The sequence below is a fragment of the Bradyrhizobium sp. Mp27 genome (assembly GCF_029953005.1).
GTDB classification, from domain to species: Bacteria; Pseudomonadota; Alphaproteobacteria; order Rhizobiales; family Xanthobacteraceae; genus Bradyrhizobium; species Bradyrhizobium barranii.
This window is the reverse complement of record NZ_JASAUS010000002.1, coordinates 242,590-259,515: the sequence shown is the minus strand read 5'-3', so window position 1 is coordinate 259,515 and position 16,926 is coordinate 242,590. Positions and strand designations below refer to the sequence as shown.

The 16,926-nt window shown below is 63.2% G+C and carries 16 protein-coding genes and 1 pseudogene; 7 read left to right on the top strand and 10 right to left on the bottom strand.

Annotated features, from left to right (window positions below; genetic code table 11):
• Window position 1: 1 nt before the first annotated feature.
• From sseA to QJT78_RS02755, 3 genes are all read right to left on the bottom strand, one after another.
• Window positions 2-853 carry a 3-mercaptopyruvate sulfurtransferase gene (sseA, locus tag QJT78_RS02765; RefSeq protein ID WP_028152328.1) on the bottom strand — a complete coding sequence of 284 codons (852 nt, stop codon included), beginning with the start codon at window positions 851-853 and terminating at the stop codon, window positions 2-4.
• A 136-nt stretch (window positions 854-989) separates the two neighbouring features.
• A complete protein-coding gene (locus tag QJT78_RS02760; RefSeq protein WP_028152329.1) occupies window positions 990-1,403 on the bottom strand; it encodes a rhodanese-like domain-containing protein in 414 nt (137 codons plus the stop codon).
• Window positions 1,404-1,459: 56 nt separating this feature from the next.
• Window positions 1,460-2,635, bottom strand: a complete 1,176-nt coding sequence (locus QJT78_RS02755; RefSeq protein WP_028152330.1) for a VWA domain-containing protein — start codon at window positions 2,633-2,635, stop codon at window positions 1,460-1,462.
• A 123-nt stretch (window positions 2,636-2,758) separates the two neighbouring features.
• Here QJT78_RS02755 and QJT78_RS02750 point away from each other — a divergent pair, with 123 nt between their 5' ends.
• Both QJT78_RS02750 and QJT78_RS02745 read left to right on the top strand, forming a co-directional pair.
• Complete coding sequence (locus tag QJT78_RS02750; RefSeq protein WP_028152331.1) at window positions 2,759-3,004, top strand: GlsB/YeaQ/YmgE family stress response membrane protein; 246 nt, start codon at window positions 2,759-2,761, stop codon at window positions 3,002-3,004.
• A gap of 105 nt (window positions 3,005-3,109) precedes the next feature.
• A complete protein-coding gene (locus QJT78_RS02745) occupies window positions 3,110-3,952 on the top strand; it encodes a MoxR family ATPase (RefSeq protein WP_028152332.1) in 843 nt (280 codons plus the stop codon).
• 66 nt (window positions 3,953-4,018) lie between these two features.
• Here the strand turns inward: QJT78_RS02745 and QJT78_RS02740 are convergent, their stop codons facing one another.
• A complete protein-coding gene (locus QJT78_RS02740; protein ID WP_155258002.1) occupies window positions 4,019-6,190 on the bottom strand; it encodes a hypothetical protein in 2,172 nt (723 codons plus the stop codon).
• 400 nt (window positions 6,191-6,590) lie between these two features.
• On the opposite strand from QJT78_RS02740, the gene QJT78_RS02735 reads away from it, so the two are divergent.
• Window positions 6,591-6,860, top strand: a complete 270-nt coding sequence (locus QJT78_RS02735; RefSeq protein WP_028152334.1) for a hypothetical protein — start codon at window positions 6,591-6,593, stop codon at window positions 6,858-6,860.
• Window positions 6,861-7,221: 361 nt separating this feature from the next.
• Window positions 7,222-7,692, top strand: a complete 471-nt coding sequence (locus QJT78_RS02730; protein WP_028152335.1) for a nuclear transport factor 2 family protein — start codon at window positions 7,222-7,224, stop codon at window positions 7,690-7,692.
• Between the two features lie 427 nt (window positions 7,693-8,119).
• Here the strand turns inward: QJT78_RS02730 and QJT78_RS02725 are convergent, their stop codons facing one another.
• From QJT78_RS02725 to QJT78_RS02710, 4 genes are all read right to left on the bottom strand, one after another.
• Window positions 8,120-9,766, bottom strand: a complete 1,647-nt coding sequence (locus QJT78_RS02725; RefSeq protein ID WP_028147002.1) for a GMC family oxidoreductase N-terminal domain-containing protein — start codon at window positions 9,764-9,766, stop codon at window positions 8,120-8,122.
• Window positions 9,767-9,780: 14 nt separating this feature from the next.
• Entirely contained in the window at window positions 9,781-10,374 is a 594-nt protein-coding gene (locus QJT78_RS02720) for a GNAT family protein (protein ID WP_028147003.1), read from the bottom strand.
• A gap of 117 nt (window positions 10,375-10,491) precedes the next feature.
• Complete coding sequence (locus tag QJT78_RS02715; RefSeq protein WP_038941856.1) at window positions 10,492-11,418, bottom strand: SMP-30/gluconolactonase/LRE family protein; 927 nt, start codon at window positions 11,416-11,418, stop codon at window positions 10,492-10,494.
• A gap of 241 nt (window positions 11,419-11,659) precedes the next feature.
• Window positions 11,660-12,505 carry an AraC family transcriptional regulator gene (locus QJT78_RS02710; RefSeq protein ID WP_281460175.1) on the bottom strand — a complete coding sequence of 282 codons (846 nt, stop codon included), beginning with the start codon at window positions 12,503-12,505 and terminating at the stop codon, window positions 11,660-11,662.
• A 170-nt stretch (window positions 12,506-12,675) separates the two neighbouring features.
• Here QJT78_RS02710 and QJT78_RS02705 point away from each other — a divergent pair.
• Window positions 12,676-13,778 (top strand): annotated as a pseudogene (locus QJT78_RS02705) (mandelate racemase/muconate lactonizing enzyme family protein).
• 9 nt (window positions 13,779-13,787) lie between these two features.
• On the opposite strand, the gene QJT78_RS02695 reads toward QJT78_RS02705, so the two are convergent.
• Window positions 13,788-14,144 carry a hypothetical protein gene (locus tag QJT78_RS02695; protein WP_028147007.1) on the bottom strand — a complete coding sequence of 119 codons (357 nt, stop codon included), beginning with the start codon at window positions 14,142-14,144 and terminating at the stop codon, window positions 13,788-13,790.
• Window positions 14,145-14,331: 187 nt separating this feature from the next.
• On the opposite strand from QJT78_RS02695, the gene QJT78_RS02690 reads away from it, so the two are divergent.
• A complete protein-coding gene (locus QJT78_RS02690; protein WP_014492853.1) occupies window positions 14,332-14,556 on the top strand; it encodes a hypothetical protein in 225 nt (74 codons plus the stop codon).
• Between the two features lie 280 nt (window positions 14,557-14,836).
• On the opposite strand, the gene QJT78_RS02685 is transcribed toward QJT78_RS02690, so the two are convergent.
• Window positions 14,837-15,493 (bottom strand): glutathione S-transferase family protein, encoded by a 657-nt coding sequence (locus tag QJT78_RS02685; protein WP_028147008.1) that lies wholly within the window; start codon window positions 15,491-15,493, stop codon window positions 14,837-14,839.
• A gap of 169 nt (window positions 15,494-15,662) precedes the next feature.
• Between QJT78_RS02685 and phaZ the strand changes: the two genes are divergently transcribed.
• Window positions 15,663-16,886, top strand: a complete 1,224-nt coding sequence (phaZ, locus tag QJT78_RS02680; protein ID WP_028147009.1) for a polyhydroxyalkanoate depolymerase — start codon at window positions 15,663-15,665, stop codon at window positions 16,884-16,886.
• The last annotated feature ends 40 nt before the right edge of the window (window positions 16,887-16,926 follow it).

The following is a 16,926-nucleotide window of genomic DNA, read 5'->3' as shown; positions in this document are numbered from 1 at the left end:
GTTACGCCGGCCCGGTCGCGACCGGCGGGCCGCTGGCCTGGCCCCATTCCGACCACGAACCGTCATAGAGCGCGGTGTCGGTGATGCCGAGGCGATAGAGTGCGAGCGTCAACACGCCGGCGGACACGCCCGAGCCGCAGCTCGTCACGATCGGCGCATCGAGCTTGACGCCGGCGTTCGCGAAGGCGGCGCGCAAGTCCTCGAGCGGCTTCATGGTGCCGGTCGCGGCATCGAACAGCAGATTGTAGGGCACGTTGCGGGCGCCAGGGATGTGGCCGGAGCGAATGCCCGCGCGCGGCTCGGGCGCGCGGCCCTCGAAGCGATCAGCGGCGCGTGCGTCGATCACCTGCTCCTTGCCGCTTTCGACGTTGGCGATCAGCTGTTGCATGCTGCGCACGCGTTTTGAATCGTAGCTCGCCTTGAAGCTCGCCGGCTTTGGCTTCGCCTCGCCGCTCTCGACCGGACGCCCCTCGGCGCGCCACTTCTTCAGCCCGCCATTGAGGATGCGCACATTGCTGTGGCCGAAGGCCAGGAACATCCACCAGGCGCGGGGAGCAGCGACCCAGCCGCCGGCATCGTAGAGCACGACGGTGTCGGCATTGGAGATGCCGAGTTGGCCTGCGTCACGGCCGAACTGCTCGGCGCTCGGATACATGTGCGGCAGCGGGTTGGAATGATCCGACACCGCATCGACGTCGAAGAACACGGCACCCGGCAGATGCGCTGTGAGATAATCGTCCTTCGGCAGCGGCAGCACGCCCGGCAGCTTGAAGCTGGCGTCGAGGATCTTGACGTTGGAGTCGTTGATGTGGGCGGCGAGCCATTCGGTGGAGACGAGGGGGTCGGTGGTCATTGCATGCTCCGGCAGTTGTCTCAGTCGTCATGGCCGGGCTTGTCCCAGCCATCCACGTTCTTCGTCGCGGCAAAGACGTGGATGCCTTGGGTCAAGCCCGGGCATGACGGAGTATGTGGTGAGGGAGGTGTTCACCTCACCCCTTCTTCTTCGGCTCCCACTGCTCCACCGGGCCGCCGGCATCGCGCCAGGCGGCGTAGCCGCCGGCGATGTGGGCGACGGGTTTCAAGCCCATGTCCTTGGCGGTCTTGGCCGCGAGCGCGGAGCGCATGCCGCCGGCGCAATGGAAGACAAATTTCTTGTCCTCCTGGAAGATCGGTTTTGCGTAGGGGCTCTGCGGATCGATCCAGAATTCGAGCATGCCGCGGGTGCAGGCGAACGCGCCGGGGATGCGGCCGTCGCGCTCGATCTCGCGGGGGTCGCGGATGTCGACGATGACGACGTCACCGTTCTTGGAGATCTCGATGGCCTCCTTGGCGTTGAGCGTCTCGATCTCGGCATTGGCCTCGTCGATCAGCGCCTTGATGCCGCGGGTGATGGTCTGGGGCATGTGGTTCTCCCTCTTGTCGGCCGCTGCGCGGCCGTCCGGACTGACGGCGCGTGCAGCTAGTGCGTCAATTCCTTCATCGCACCCTCGAGCCCCTCGATCGTGATCGGGTACATGCGGTTGGCAAAAATGCGTTTGATGATGGTGGTCGATTCCGAATAGTCCCAATGCTTCTGCTGCACCGGATTGAGCCACACCGTATGCGGATAGGTGCGGATGATGCGGTCGAGCCAGACCGAGCCGGGTTCCTCGTTGACGTGCTCGACAGAGCCGCCCGGCACCATGATCTCGTAAGGCGACATCGATGCGTCGCCGACGAACACGACCTTGTAGTCGTGCGGGTATTTGTGCAGCACGTCCCAGGTCGGCGTGCGGTCGGTGAAGCGGCGTTTGTTCTGCTTCCACACGCCTTCATAGAGGCAGTTGTGGAAGTAGAAATACTCCATGTGCTTGAACTCGCTCTTCGCCGCTGAGAACAGCTCCTCGACCTGCTCGATATGCGAATCCATCGAGCCGCCGATGTCGAAGAACACCAGCAGCTTCACCGCATTGCGCCGCTCGGGCCGCATGTGGACGTCGAGATAGCCGTGATTGGCGGTCTCGCGGATGGTGGTGTCGAGATCGAGCTCGTCCGGCGCTCCGGTGCGCGCGAACTTGCGCAGGCGCCGCAGCGCCACCTTGATGTTGCGGATGCCGAGCTCGACATTGCCGTCGAGATCCTTGAACTCGCGTTTGTCCCACACCTTCACGGCGCGGTTGTTGCGGTTCTTCTCCTGGCCGATGCGAACGCCTTCGGGATTGTGGCCGTGGGCGCCGAACGGCGAGGTGCCGGCGGTGCCGATCCACTTCGAGCCGCCCTGGTGCCGGCCCTTCTGCTCCTCGAGGCGCTTCTTCAGCGTCTCCATGAGCTTGTCCCAGCCCATCGCCTCGATCTGCTTTTTTTCCTCCTCGCTGAGGTATTTCTCGGCGAGCTTCTTCAGCCATTCCTCGGGGATCTCCGCCTTCTCCATGGCGTCGAGCAGGCTTTCCAGCCCCTTGAACACCGTGCCGAAGACGCGGTCGAACTTGTCGAGGTTGCGCTCGTCCTTCACCAGCGAGGTGCGCGACAGATAGTAGAAATTCTCGACCGAATAGTCCGACAGATCAGCGTCGAGCGCCTCCATCAGCGTGAGGTATTCGCGCAGCGTCACGGGGACCTGCGCATCGCGCAGAGAAGTGAAGAATTGCAGGAACATGGGTGACAGATTGCCCGTCGGGGGGCCAACGTCAAGGGGCGGAGCCCGCCGCGGGACGCTGGACCGGTCGGCTTTTTGCTCTAGAATTGACCGTCTCACGGGGTTGTTTTGGGGACGTTTGCAATGGGAATTCTCGCAGCGCTCATCATTGGCGCGATCGCCGGCTGGCTTGCCGGCAAGATTGTCCATGGGGCGGGATTTGGCCTGATCGGCAACATGGTGGTCGGCATCATCGGCGCGCTGGTGGCGAGCTGGGTGCTGCCGCAACTGCATATTGCGCTGGCCACCGGCACGATCGGCGCCATCGTGGACGCCACCATCGGCGCGGTGATTGTGCTCGTCATCCTTTCGCTGATAAAACGGGTCTGAAAGCCTGACCGAACCAGGAACGGCCGCCATGAGCGGCCGTTCCCATGTCGCGACCGGGGCAATGAAATTGGCAACGCCCGGGACGACGACCAACAAGGACGCGCGATGAAATTTACCGGCACCAAGGACTATGTTGCGACCGACGATCTCAAGGTCGCCGTCAATGCCTCGATCGTGCTGGAGCGCCCGCTGCTCATCAAGGGCGAGCCCGGCACCGGCAAGACCGTGCTGGCGGAGGAAGTGGCGAAGGCGCTGAACGCGCCGCTTTTGACCTGGCACATCAAGTCCACCACCAAGGCGCAGCAGGGCCTCTACGAATACGACGCGGTGTCGCGCCTGCGCGACAGCCAGCTCGGCGATGCCCGTGTCTCCGACATCAGGAACTACATCAAGCGCGGCAAGCTGTGGGAAGCCTTCACCGCCGAGCAGCGCCCGGTGCTGCTGATCGACGAGATCGACAAGGCCGACATCGAGTTTCCGAACGACCTGCTGCTCGAGCTCGACCGCATGGAATTCCATGTCTACGAGACCGGCGAGACGATCAAGGCCAAGCAGCGCCCGATCATGATGATCACCTCCAACAACGAGAAAGAGCTGCCGGACGCCTTCCTGCGCCGCTGCTTCTTCCACTACATCAAGTTCCCCGACGCCGACACCATGGGCCGCATCGTCGACGTCCACTTCCCCGGCATCAAGAAGCGCCTGGTCGAGGAAGCGCTGCGCATCTTCTTCGAGGTGCGCGAGGTCCCGGGGTTGAAGAAGAAGCCGTCGACCTCCGAGCTGCTCGACTGGCTCAAGCTGCTGCTCAACGAGGACATGAGCGTGGAGCAACTGCGCGAACGCGACCCGCGCAAGCTGATCCCGCCGCTGCACGGCGCGCTGCTCAAGAACGAGCAGGACGTGCATCTGTTCGAGCGGCTGGCGTTTTTGAGCCGGAGGGAGGTTTGATCTGCCAGCGCGCAGAGACAACCTGACCGCAATTCCTACCGCTACTCCGGGCCGCGCTTCCTCGCGTCATCTCGGATTCGGATGACCGTCAAGGCGGAGCTGATAAACGAAATAGGTTGGGGTACAGAACCCGATTTCTCGGCTTCTCAAGTTATTCAACGCCGGGGCACTGACGTTGAACCTTGCACTCGTGACAAAATCCGGCATCTGCTGGCAAATATAGTCCTCGCGGCAAAACCGCGACGGCGAGCATGTGTTCAGGAGGCCGCGGCCGACGCCAGCGGCGAAAATGCCGCTGTCGAAATATCCCTTGGCCATCTGCTCAAAGCCCTTGCCTCCGACGATCGCGCAGATTTCCTCGGGCACGCTGCCGGGCCGGATCACCGCCAGCGACGCCTCCTCGGGCCTGCAGGGACGCGTGACGCGGCCCAGTGGCACGCCGATCTTGGTTGGACGGCAGTTGTAGCCATAGCCGCTCAATTTTCCTTCCGGCAGCTTGTAGACGAGTTCTTCCTTGCTGACGCGGTCGCCGAACGCGCGCAGGTTGAAGCCGAGCGGGTTGTTGGCGGCGGTCTTCGCTGTGGAGTCCTCGATGACGTTTGAGCGGCAGCTCAAACCCGCGACGACATTCTGTGCCGCGGCCACGCATTGGCCGAGATTGGAGGAGGTCGCGGCGTTCGTCACCAACGCCTGACAAGTGAGGTTGCGCGCGGCATTGCAGCTCCATTTCGCGGCATGCGCCAGATCCGCATTCAAAGGGCACGGCATGTTGTCGCCGGCGACAACATAGGCCGGATTTCCGCTTTCCCAGGCCGCCGGGGGCGCCGAAGGATGCGGACGAAAACTGTTCGGCGCCTGACCGAGCGAAACCCGCTCGACATAGTCCTTGCGGCGAACAAGTTCCGCGTAGACATGGGGCGAGAACGGCAATTGCAACTCGTTACCGTCAAGCGCGCTCCTGATCGCGTCCGCGTCGCGGCCGAAATCGAACCGGTCCACGCCGAGAAAATGGAATCCGGCGGTCGAGGATGATTGATGGCAGCCCATGCAGGACGACGTGTTCAGGCGTTCGAGCAGACCCGCGCCGGATTGCACGAATTTTGGTGACCTCCCGGGGACACCCGCCGCCGCGACGATCCGTGCCGCCTGCTCGCCGCTGATTGCGAGATCGAAGGGACGATTGGCCATGCGCGCGCTGCCGGCAGTGGAAAAACTCAGCGCGATATCGGCCTCCAGGCTCTCCGGTATCCTGAAGGTCCCGTTGTCGATCTCGGCGATGTGGCCGGCGAGATAGTCCTGCAACTGCTTCTGCTTGGCGGGATCCTTCAGGATTGCCTGCACATCAGGCGTATTTTCCAGCCGTGTCGGCTGAAACTTGCCATCCCTCAGCGCGAAGATCCGCATCCAGTAGATCGCCTGTCCGGCGAATTTGCGGTTCTCCATGTTTTCGAGGTCTGATGGGAAGCGCACCACCTGCGCATTGATCTCCATCTGCTTGAAGATGAGTCGCGAAAGATCCAGCGGCCCCTGCAGCAGGCGTTGGGCAACTACTGCCGGATCGTCAGTATCGATCCCGGCGACGCGCCACAGCGAGGCGACGTCCTGGCAATTCCTGCCGTCATCCGCGTAACTGAACACCATGTTCACGGTGAACGGCATGCGCGACGCGTAAGTCTTGCCGTTCATCCTCACTTCGTAGCCGAGCCGGTAGATGAAGCGCAATTCGCCGCAATGCGCGGAATCGAAATCGCGGCGGTCCATCCGATTGACGACGCCCGACAGGAGAAACAATCCGTCGCTGGAACCGAGCCATCTCTCGTTAAACACGCGCGCAACGTTGCCATTCAGCCGCAGCGTCTTGCCGGCGTCCGTTCTGGCCGACCTCGGGTCGTAGGTTTTCAGGATCTCCTTTTCCCAATCGATGCCGAGTCCCGCTGTGATACGCGTGATGTCGGCGGACATCACGGCAGCGAACTGCGCGTAGGTCCCACTGAATTGAGACAAATCGCTCGCCCGCGTCGGGCCGGTGGCGACCGCCGGCTGCGGCAGCTTTTGCGCGGCGTGAATTTTCCTGAACAGGGTCACCAGCGAAAGCGCGGATGAATTGTCATGATCGAGCACCGCGAGCAGCGGCCCCTGGCTGATCAGGGTCGTCACCTCTGCGGAAACCCGGGGAGACTGGGCAAAGCAGGGAGAGATCGTGAGGATCAAGAGGCAGAGTATTGAGATGAAGCGCATCTGCTGTTTCTACTACGTCAAGGCGCATCCTGCAATTTAAGGGTGAATGTCCCGAGGAGCCGCGCTCGAGGAAAGAGGGAAAGCGCACGCTCTCCACATCGTCATTGCGAGCGCAGACACGCCGCAGCATCCTCGCGGCGCATTTCGCCCGAGCTTCGCCGTCTCCGTCACGCCCTCCAGGAAAGAGGGCGCAGGGAAGGCCGGGTGCCGGCTGGCACCCACGGTCCGCTGTGCGAAAGCACACGCAGAAGAACTGCACAGCGGCATACAGGTGAAGCCAAACACACGGCCTTCCCTGCGCAGTGGTTGGACGGCTTATGCCGTGCTCTCCCGGGAGCCGAATTCGTTCTGGCCTCCCTCACCCCTGCGAAAGTCGCCGACACCGCGCCGGTTGACGCAAATGCCACATCCGCCGCATGACCTGCGCCGGACAGCGGCAACCCTGGCCGGCGACCTCGGCTTCGACGATGCGTGGATCGCGAAGTGCCTCGATCATGCCGTCAGCAAGAAGGGTGACGTGATCGTGCCGACCGTCACCGGCAAGATCTACAATCACTCCAAGCGGATGAAGGAAAAGCGCGCGGTGTTGGATGGCGTAGCCGCGGAGTTGAGGCGGATCATAAAGGACCCGCAAAGGCGCGTCCGCCAGGAGCCGTCGGACCGAACGTAATGACGATGGTGAAGCAGGCCGTTGCGGAGAGAACGCCAGGGATGTCGATTGGAAGCTCCGCCGGATGATGAACAAGTAGGCCACCGCGCGCGTCGAGCAAGACACTTTCATCTGCGGCATGCGTCAATGTGCCTGTCTTTCTCGAAACAGTAACGCATTCGCTGCATTCTCGAGGAATGCCCGCGCCCCGTCGTCGATGGTCAAGGTTGGCGCGTTAAGCCGTGCAAAATGGTGTATACTCGCAAACCGGTAGTGTTTCAGCCTGACGAAGAAGACGCCCCTCGGAGCAAATGCAACGCAGCGTCCTACGTTGGAGGACGTCGCGATGCAATTGTGCATCACAACCAGAGGGGAAGTTGTTATGAAGCGACGTTCATTGCTCTTGGCATTGTGTTCTTCCGCTTTCATCTCTGCACCGGCGCTGGCCGATGAGGTCAAGCAGGAGGCTGAAAAAATAGCCGTCGCCTACACCGACTGCGTCGCCAAGAAAGACGCGGCCTGTGTTGCTGCGCTCTATACAAAGGACGGGGTCCAGATCAACCCGGGCGGTGTGTTTTCCGATCTCAAGACCGTATACGAAAACAACTTCAAGAACGGCACCGATCATATTGAGATCAGAGTCGGCAACATGTCGGTCATCAACAACGATCTGGTCGTTGCCAACGGCGAGACGGACATCTTCGGCAAGGATCCTAAGAGCGGTGACGCCACTAAGGTCACGGTGTTCTGGGGTTCCATCAACATCCGTGAAGGCGGCGCTTTAAAAATCCGCCAGTTGACCGTCGGCATAAAGCCGCCCCCAGCTAAGGAAGCCAGCGCCGAGAAGAAGTAGGACGTCATCAAGTCATAAGTCACCGCGCGCCCATCCTCTTTCCTCTTTTGAGGGTGGGCGTTTGATCTTGTTGCACGACGGGTGGCGGGGTGTTTTGCCTGACGGGTCACGTCTGTAGCCCGGGTTGCGCTTCGCTCAATCGGGCTACGTCAGATCAGCCCCTGTCCGCCACTTGTCCATCGAATCAAAAATGGCGGTTCTGGGCCAGCTTGGATGAGCCTCCTTCCTGCCGGACCAAGTCAAGTGAACTTCGGCCACTCTTCCATCTTCCGGCGAGGCAAGGACGTCGTCACGGTCATCTCGCCTACCAAGCACCTTGATCTCCAAACCGACAAGCGGGTGCCGGTCGCCAATCTCCTTCCTTAACTCCTCTTCCAGAAGAAGGCGCTCCCGTTCATCGATGACTTGACGCCAGGGCTCAAGTACCTCACGCCACCGCCGCATCCGGCACGCGCGCGGCTTCCATCGGCTGCTTGCCGCGGATGAGGTCGGAGGCACGATCGGCGATCATCATGGTGGATGCGTTCAAGTTCGCCGAGATCATACGCGGCATCACGGAGGCGTCGATGACGCGGAGGCCCTCCAACCCATGGACGCGGAGCTGGTCGTCGACCACCGCCCATGTGCTGTCCGCCGGGCCCATGCGGCAGGTGCAGCCGGGGTGGAAGGTGGTGGTACCGCGTTCGGTGGCGGCGGCGAGGAATTCGTCGTCGGCGTTGATGTTCGGACCCGGGAAATCCTCGTAGGCGTAATAGGGCGACAGCGGCGCGCTCTTCAAAAGCCTGCGCGCGAGCTTCATGCCGCCGACGATGACGCGGCGGTCGAGCTCGGCGTCGAGATAGTTGGTCTGGATGATCGGCGGCGCGAACGGATCGTTGGAGCGAATGCGGACATAGCCGCGGCTCTCGGGACGCTGCTGCCAGGACGCCACCGTCATGCCGGGCTCGTCCTCGAGCTGGCCCTGCACGCCTTCCTTGTAGCTCGCCGGCGTGAAGGTGAGTTGCAAGTCGGACGAGTCCGCGCTCTCGCCGGAATGCCAGAAGCAATAGACCATGGTCGGCGACAGCGAGAGCAGCCCGCGGCGCGCCGTCGCCCATTTCAGCGCCTCGATCCACAGCGAGAAGCCGCGGCGGAGCTCGTTGATGGTCTTGATGTCCTTCACGCGCGCTACGGTGCGCGGGGCGTAATGATCCTGCAGACCTTCGCCGACCGGCAGCGCGTGGCGCACCGCGATGCCGTGCGCGCCGAGCAGATCGGGTGAGCCGATTCCGGAGAGCTGAAGCAGCTGCGGCGAATTATAGGTGCCGCCGGAGAGGATCACTTCCTTGTTGGCACGCACTTCCACCGACGTGCCGCCACGTCCGCCCTTGGTGTAGCGCACGCCGACGGCGCGCTTGCCTTCAAAAATGATCTCGGTCGCGTGCGCGTGGGTGTGCACATGCACGTTCGGCCGCTTCATCGCGGGCTTGAGGAACGCGGTCGAGCCGGAGACGCGCAGGCCGTTGTTGATGGTACGCTGGCAGTAGGAGACGCCTTCCTGCTTAGCGCCGTTGTAATCGGGGTTGCGGGGAATGCCGAGCGAGACCGCGCCTTCCATGAAGGCCTCGCAGAGCGGATCGCGCCAGTCCATCGTGGTAACGGTGAGGTTGCCGTCACGGCCGCGATAGGTGTCCTCGCCCTCGCCGACCCGCTTTTCCAACCGCTTGAAGTAAGGCAGCACGTCAGCATAACCCCAGCCGCGATTGCCCATCTGCGCCCAGGTGTCGAAATCCATCCGCTGGCCGCGATTGTAGATGTGGCCGTTGATCGAGGACGAGCCGCCGAGCGTCTTGCCGCGCGGCGCATAGATGCTGCGCCCGCCGGTGTAGGGCCCCGGCTCCTGCTGGTAGGCCCAGTTGATGCTCTTCATGTGGAACGTCTTGATGAAGCCCGCCGGCAGATGGATGTAGGGATGCCAGTCGCTCGGGCCCGCTTCGAGCACGCAGACGCTCACGTTCGGATCTTCGCTGAGCCGGCTGGTCAGTACGCAGCCGGCGGAGCCCGCGCCGACGATCACATAATCGAATCTGTCCATGGTGCCTCGGCCGCTCAGCGCGGCTTGTCGTTGAGTTGATAATTCAAATGCGTCCGCACCGTCGGCCATTCGGCGGCGGTGATGCTGTAAACCACGGTGTCCCGCAGCGTGCCGTTGGGCGTGACCTGGTGGCTGCGCAGGATGCCGTCCTGCTTGGCGCCAAGGCGCTCGATGGCGCGGCGGCTCTGATGGTTGAAGAAATGCGTGCGGAATTCGACCGCGATGCAGTTCAGCGTCTCGAAGGCGTGGGTCAGCAGCAGAATCTTGCACTGCGTGTTGAGCGGCCCGCGCTGCGCGCTCTTCGCATACCAGGTCGAGCCGATCTCGACGCGGCGATTAGCGGCATCGATGTTCATATAGGTGGTCTGGCCTACGATCTTGCCGCCGGCATCGAACACGGTGAACGGCAGCATCGAGCCTGCGGCCTGGAGGCCCAAGCGGCGGTCGATCTCCTTGGCCACGTTCTCCGGCGTCGGGATCGCGGTGTACCAGATCGTGTAGAGCTCGCCGTCCTTCACGGCCTCCACCAGCCCCTCGCGATGCTCTTTCGACAGCGGCTCGAGACGGGCGTGCTGCCCACGCAGGGTGACGGGATCAGGCCAGGGCATTGAAGTCTCTCCTTAACGTCATTGCGAGGAGCGAAGCGACGAAGCAATCCAGACTGTCATCGCGGACGCATTCCTGGATTGCTTCGCTTCGCTCGCAATGACGGTCACTAGCACCGTTTACTTGTTTAGGAAATTGAGCGGCAAACCGCCGCGCGGCCAGTCCATGGCGATCAGTTCGCCCTTGCCTGAGAGCGTGATGTAGGCGGTCTTAAGCTCGGGGCCGCCGAAGGCGATGTTGGTGGTGACGCGATCGCCGGTCGGGACCTGCTCGACCAGCGTACCGTCAGGCGCGATCACCGAGATGCAGCCGGAGACGAGGGTGGCGACGCAGACATTGCCGTTCGCCTCCACCGCGAGCGAGTCGAACATCTGGTAGCCGCCGAGGCCGCAGATCGGCTTGCCGCGCTCGCCGCGGTAGATCACCTCGCGCGGCTTGAGCGCGCCGGGCGCGGAGAGCTCATAGGCCCAGAGCCGCCCCGTGGGCGTCTCCGCGATGTAGACGGTGTTCTCGTCCGGCGACAGGCCGATGCCGTTCGCCGGCAGCACGCCATGCACGACCTCGACGATCTCGGTCATGCCGGGCTTGAGATAATACATGCCACCGACATCCATCTCGCGGGCGCGGCGCTTGCCGAGATCGGAGAACCAGAGGCCGCCGTGCTTGTCGAAGACGAGGTCGTTCGGCCCGCGCAGATCGTGCTCGCCGCATTTGGTCACGACGGTCTCGACCTTGCCCGATTGCAGATCGACGCGCTGGATCGAGCCACCGAGATAGCTGTCCGGCTGCGGGCCGGGCATGATCATCTTGCCGGTCGGAATCCAGGAGAAGCCGCCATTGTTGCAGATGTAGATCTTGCCGTCGGGGCCGAGGGCTGCGCCGTTCGGGCCGCCCGGCACCTTGGCGACGACCTCCTTGCGGCCGTCGGGATAGATTCGGGTCAGGCGCTGGCCGCGAATTTCCACCAGCACGACCGAGCCGTCCGGCATGACCACCGGCCCTTCGAGAAATTCGAGGTCGGTGGCGAGAACGTGAACGTTGGACATGGGGACCCTCCCGGCTGCTTGTTATGGCTTGCACGGGATGTCCGGCACGGGCCCCACACGCAAGATTTGCCTGCGGTTATGACAAAGTCGCCGGGGCTTGCCAAGCAAGCGGGATGGTATGCCAGCGTTGCAACGTAAAGCGCGATGACATATCGCGCTTTAGGTCTTGCTTGGGCATGATCTCTTCGGAAAATCGCTGCGCACTTTTGCGCGAACGCGGCCCTTCGGGTCCGGATCGTACTTACTCCCGCACTGGTATCCAAATCTCGAAGCCGCCATTCCCGGTCGCGGGATCGAATTTCGCGTCATAGCGCTCGAAGTTCGGCGCATCCGCAGCCTTCAGGCCGAACGCCGGCAGCCACTGATTCCAGATCGTGTTGACGGTGCGGCGGATCGAGGCGACGTGCTCGGCGTGGGTGAACACCGCGTAGCGCTGCTCGGGAATGCGGATGCGACCGAAGCGGCGCGGCAAGTCGGAGAAATCGGCGACCTCGACGCCGGCGATGTAGTCGAAATTGCCGGAATCATCGCCGTTGCAGCAGACGCCATAGGCGACTTGAGATTTTCCCTGGCCGACGCGCGCGGGAATGTCGGCGACTTCCTGATGGAAGCGGTGCCACAGTCCCGGAATGGCGGCGCCGTTGTCGCAGGAGATGCGCTCGGCGGGGCCGGCGACGAGGAAGGCCTTCGCGGTTTCGAAACGCGGCGGGACCAGATGGTCGAGCATGGTGGAGTCCATGAGGATCGGCTCCTGAAGCTTGAGTTGGTCGAGGCACGTTGCCGCCCGCACCGTTTCGGGTGTGGTGCCAAACTGGTCGCGGAACGCGCGGGTGAACGCTTCGTGCGAGCCGTAATCCGCCTCCAGCGCCAGCGACAGGATGTCCGGCGCGCCGTTCGCGAGACTGCGCGCCGCTTCCGTCAACCGCCGCGCGCGCACGTAGCGCATCACCGGAAGTCCGGTGGCTGCGGCAAACGCCCGCACGATGTGGAACCGCGACACGCCAGATATCGCAGCAATCTCGTCGAGCGTCATCGGCTCGGCCAGATGGCTCTCGATATACCAGAGCGCGCGCTGGGCTGGGTTCATGCGTCAAGGGCCCTCGTTCGAAGCCTGGCGATGATGCGCTGGCGGCCACCGCCTCGCTTGATCGGCATTGCTGTCCTCGCATGAGAATAGTTCCGGAATAGCCACTGGCAACGCCCCGGCATTCGCAGCTACACTCATTGCAACCGCTCACCAGAAAGAGGAACCGCGTCATGGAAATCACCGATGTGCGGGCGCACCATATCCGCATCCCCTATGACGCCGGTGTCGCGAGCTTTCGCCAGGGCGCGTCCGCAATCTCCGCGCTCGACATGGTGCTGGTCGAGGTCACGACCGATGCCGGACTGACCGGTTGGGGCGATGCCTTTGCCTATGTCTCCCCGCGCACCACGCGAAGCGCCGTCGAGGAGATGATCGCGCCGCAGGCCCGCGGGCTGAAGGTTCCCGACGCCGCCGGCATTCCCGCGGTGATGGAACAGATCCAGCGCAACCTGCATCTGTTCGGCCGCTACGGCATCACGATGTTCGCAATATCAGGGCTCGACATCGCGCTGTGGGACCTGGCTGCGAAGATCGAGGGCGCGCCGCTGCATCGCCTGCTCGGAGCAAGCAAGCGCTCGAGCATCCCCGCTTATGCAAGCCTGCTGCGGATCGGCTCGCCTGAGAACATCACCGGCGAATGCAAGAAGGCGCTCGCGCTCGGCTATGGCGCCATCAAGCTGCACGAGACCACGACGCCGGCGGTGTTTGCCGCGCGCCAGGCGATCGGGCCCGGCATCCCGCTGATGGTCGACATGAACTGCCCGCTCACAGGCGAGCAGGCGATCGCATTCGCGAAGGCGTGCGAGGACGCGCAGCCGATGTTTCTGGAGGAGCCGGTCTGGCCGCCGGAGGATTTTGCCACGCTCGCCGAGGTCCGCCGCAAGGGCGGGCTGGCGTCGCCGCCGGCGAGAACGCCTGCACGGAGTATCAATTCCGCCAGATGATGAATGCAGGCGCGGTGAGCCATGCCCAGCCGTCGGTGACCAAGGTCGGCGGCATCACGGAATTCCTGAAGGTCGCCGCGCTCGCCGATCAGCTCGGCGTCAAGATCGTCCCGCACTCCCCGTATTTCGGTCCGGGCCTGCTGGCGACATTGCACCTGCTGGCGACGCGCGAGGACGGGTTGGTCGAGATGTTCTATCTGAAACGCGAAGCGTGTCTGTGGGGCGGCCGCGCCGATGTCGATGCCACCGGCCACGTCGCGGTGCCCTCGGAACCCGGGCTCGGCTATGAGCCCGATCGCGGCGTGATGGAGCGCTATCGCGTGGCGTGACCGCGACGCCTATTTCGCCGCGTCCTTCGGTGGCGGCGCGTCCTGCTTCTTCTTCAGATCGTCCGCGATCTTCACCTGTGCAGCCTGGAGATCGCCCACCGTCTTCTGCAGGCCGGCCACAAGCGTCTTCAGCGCGTCGATCTGGCGGCTGGCGGCGTCGAGCTTCTGCTGATGATCGAGCGTCAGCTTGGTGATCGTCTTCTGCAGGAAGTCGACGTTGCTCTGCAGGCAGCTCGTGCGCCGCTCCATGGTCTTCTCGACGGTGCAGATCTCGATGCCGGGCACGTCTTGCGCGCGGACCGGCCCAATCGCCAGCGGGGCGAGCAACAACATCGCGAAACAAACGCCGGCGCTTCGAAGCCGCATGCAGGTTCCTCATCCAAATCAATCACGGCAATGTGCGCTTTTTGCTCGCCGACGCCGGAGGCTACCACACTCGTACCGCATTCTCGCGTTGAGCTTGGCTTGTTCCCTTGGACGGGGAGCAGTGAACCGTGCGCGGAAGAAGAAGTGGGCGCTCTTTCCGCGACTTTGATTAGGGGAGATTTTTGGAATGGCAACGCGCGATAGACGTCTGGCAGAATTCGATGGCGCCGGAGAACCGCCCCCTGGCCTGCCGGTCGAAGTGCTGTGTGAGGACCATAGCGGAACGTATCAGCTGCCGTTCGCCTGCCGCTATGTCGAGGGCCGATGGCAGAACGATGCGGCCGGCGTCCCGGTGGAGGCCACCGTCATCGGCTGGCGCGTGCCGCGCGTCAAGCACTCGGGCTTCGCCTGACGAGCGGCGTCTGTCTCAAAATGCGACGGGGCCGCGCTCTGCCTTAACCAACGGAACGCGGCCCGAACGAATCACGTCCGAATCAGCCGAAACCCCGTGTACGCGGCTGTTCACGGCTAGATGTCGCAACAAGCCCGCACGCGTATACAATATCTGCGCAGCACGTGGGCCGGTCCAAGCCGGCTAGGGCTGCTAAAAGTTAACGGCTTCAATGACATGGCGGCCGGGTGCGGCAGCCCGGACCTCGCTCCCAAAACAGGCAGGCAGGCGTCAGGCCTGCCTAATATTCGACCTCGAGCTCCTCGATCTCGGCCGGCTCATCCCTGGCCGCCGCGATCCATTCCATCATCTCGGGCATGGCCATGATGGTATCGGCATAGGCCTTCAGCAGCGGCTCGAGCTTGACGTCATAGGTCACGAAGCGCGTCACCACGGGGGCATACATCGCATCCGCCATGGTGCGCCTCGCGCCGAACAGGAAGGGACCGCCTGATTTCTCCAGGCAGTCGCGCCAGATGGACCAGACGCGGTCGATGTCGGCCTGCGCGCGCGACCAGATCTTGAAGCCGGGGAAGTGCCCCTTCAGATTGACCGGCAGCGAAGCGCGCAGCGTTGTGAAGCCGGAATGGATTTCGCCGCAGATCGAGCGGCAATGCGCCCGCTGGACGCGGTCATCAGGCAACAGACCGGCATCCGGCATCGCCTCGTTAAGGTATTCGGCAATCGCCAGCGTATCCCAGACCACGGCGCCGTCGTGGCGCAGGCACGGCACCAGGATCGACGACGACAGCAGCAGGATTTCCGCGCGCGCCGACGCGTCGTCCGGCGCGGTGACGATCTCCTCGAAATCGAGCCCGGAAAATTTCGTCAGCAGCCAGCCGCGCAGCGACCAGGACGAATAGTTCTTGCTGCTGATGGTCAGTGTCGCCTTCGCCATGTGGCCTCTTCCCTACGCCTGTGACTTGCACGCCGCCCGGCCCGCGGGAGTGCTCATGACCTGTGCTTCCCGCAAAAGGAGGAGCAAGCGATGTGCCAGTTTTGAGGGCGGTAGGGCTCCCGTTTGGCTTCGATATTGCATGACAGCACGGGAAGGTGGGCGTTTCAGTATGATGTCGATGTATTATCAGGCCTTTCAGAACCATATGGACCTCACCGCGCCGTGGCGGGCGGGAGCTTCATCCGCGCTCAGATTCCTCAATCTGGTGCCGCAGGGCCTATCGGATCAGGTCGTCGGCCGGCTCTCGGCCGCGCTGGAGCTGATCTCGCGCTCCACCCTCACCTACGACCGCCCGGCCTACGGCATCGACAGCGTGATGGTGGGCAACCGCGAAGTCGGCGTCACCGAGGAGGTCGCCTACGCGACGCCGTTCGGCTCGCTGCTGCACTTCAGGAAGGACGGCGCGCCGGAGCAGCCGCGCATGCTGCTGGTGGCGCCGATGTCGGGCCATTTCGCCACGCTGCTGCGCGGCACCGTGAAAACGCTGCTGCAGGACCACGACGTCTACATCACCGACTGGCACAATCCGCGCGACATTCCACGCCGCGAAGGCCGCTTCGGGCTCGACGATTACACCGATCATCTCATCGACTTCCTCGGCCAATTGGGCCCGCGTCCGCATATGGTCGCGATCTGCCAGCCCTCGGTCTCGGCACTCGCGGCCGCCGCGGTCATGTGCGAGGGCAACCACCCCTCGCGGCCTGCGACGCTGACGCTGATGGCAGGCCCGATCGACACCCGCATCCAGCCGACCAGGGTCAACGAGTTCGCCAAGAGCAGGCCGATCGACTGGTTCGAGCAGAACCTGATCAACTACGTGCCGATGCAATGCCGCGGCGCGCTTCGCAAGGTCTATCCCGGCTTCGTGCAGCTCACGGCGTTCGTCTCGATGAATCTCGAGCGCCACATCAAGCAGCACATGGATCTCGCCAACCATATCGCCAAGGGCGAGAAGGAGAAGGCCGCGAGCATCAAGACCTTCTACGACGGATATTTCGCCGTGATGGACCTGCCGGCCGAGTTCTACATCGAGACCGTGCGTGACGTGTTCCAGGAGCACCTGTTGCCGCAAGGCAAGTTGATGCACCGTGGCCGTCCCGTGAACACCAAGGCCGTCAGCCGCATGGGACTGATGACGGTCGAAGGCGAGAAGGACGACATCTGCTCGATCGGCCAGACGCTCGCCGCCCAAGACCTCTGCACCGGTGTGCGCGCCTATCGCCGCGTCCACCACATGCAGGCCGGCGTCGGCCATTACGGCGTATTCTCGGGCAAGCGGTGGAATAACGAGATCTATCCGCTGCTGCGGGATTTCGTGCACGTGAATTCCTGACGGTCATTCCCTGCCCCCAGACTGGGGGAAAACGGCACGT

Bases quoted from the DNA above. Each gene is read 5' to 3' on its own strand.
- sseA (WP_028152328.1), bottom strand. From the start codon at position 853: ATGACCACCGACCCCCTCGTCTCCACCGAATGGCTCGCCGCCCACATC.
- QJT78_RS02760 (WP_028152329.1), bottom strand. From the start codon at position 1,403: ATGCCCCAGACCATCACCCGCGGCATCAAGGCGCTGATCGACGAGGCC.
- QJT78_RS02755 (WP_028152330.1), bottom strand. From the start codon at position 2,635: ATGTTCCTGCAATTCTTCACTTCTCTGCGCGATGCGCAGGTCCCCGTG.
- QJT78_RS02750 (WP_028152331.1), top strand. From the start codon at position 2,759: ATGGGAATTCTCGCAGCGCTCATCATTGGCGCGATCGCCGGCTGGCTT.
- QJT78_RS02745 (WP_028152332.1), top strand. From the start codon at position 3,110: ATGAAATTTACCGGCACCAAGGACTATGTTGCGACCGACGATCTCAAG.
- QJT78_RS02740 (WP_155258002.1), bottom strand. From the start codon at position 6,190: ATGCGCTTCATCTCAATACTCTGCCTCTTGATCCTCACGATCTCTCCC.
- QJT78_RS02735 (WP_028152334.1), top strand. From the start codon at position 6,591: ATGCCACATCCGCCGCATGACCTGCGCCGGACAGCGGCAACCCTGGCC.
- QJT78_RS02730 (WP_028152335.1), top strand. From the start codon at position 7,222: ATGAAGCGACGTTCATTGCTCTTGGCATTGTGTTCTTCCGCTTTCATC.
- QJT78_RS02725 (WP_028147002.1), bottom strand. From the start codon at position 9,766: ATGGACAGATTCGATTATGTGATCGTCGGCGCGGGCTCCGCCGGCTGC.
- QJT78_RS02720 (WP_028147003.1), bottom strand. From the start codon at position 10,374: ATGCCCTGGCCTGATCCCGTCACCCTGCGTGGGCAGCACGCCCGTCTC.
- QJT78_RS02715 (WP_038941856.1), bottom strand. From the start codon at position 11,418: ATGTCCAACGTTCACGTTCTCGCCACCGACCTCGAATTTCTCGAAGGG.
- QJT78_RS02710 (WP_281460175.1), bottom strand. From the start codon at position 12,505: ATGAACCCAGCCCAGCGCGCGCTCTGGTATATCGAGAGCCATCTGGCC.
- QJT78_RS02695 (WP_028147007.1), bottom strand. From the start codon at position 14,144: ATGCGGCTTCGAAGCGCCGGCGTTTGTTTCGCGATGTTGTTGCTCGCC.
- QJT78_RS02690 (WP_014492853.1), top strand. From the start codon at position 14,332: ATGGCAACGCGCGATAGACGTCTGGCAGAATTCGATGGCGCCGGAGAA.
- QJT78_RS02685 (WP_028147008.1), bottom strand. From the start codon at position 15,493: ATGGCGAAGGCGACACTGACCATCAGCAGCAAGAACTATTCGTCCTGG.
- phaZ (WP_028147009.1), top strand. From the start codon at position 15,663: ATGATGTCGATGTATTATCAGGCCTTTCAGAACCATATGGACCTCACC.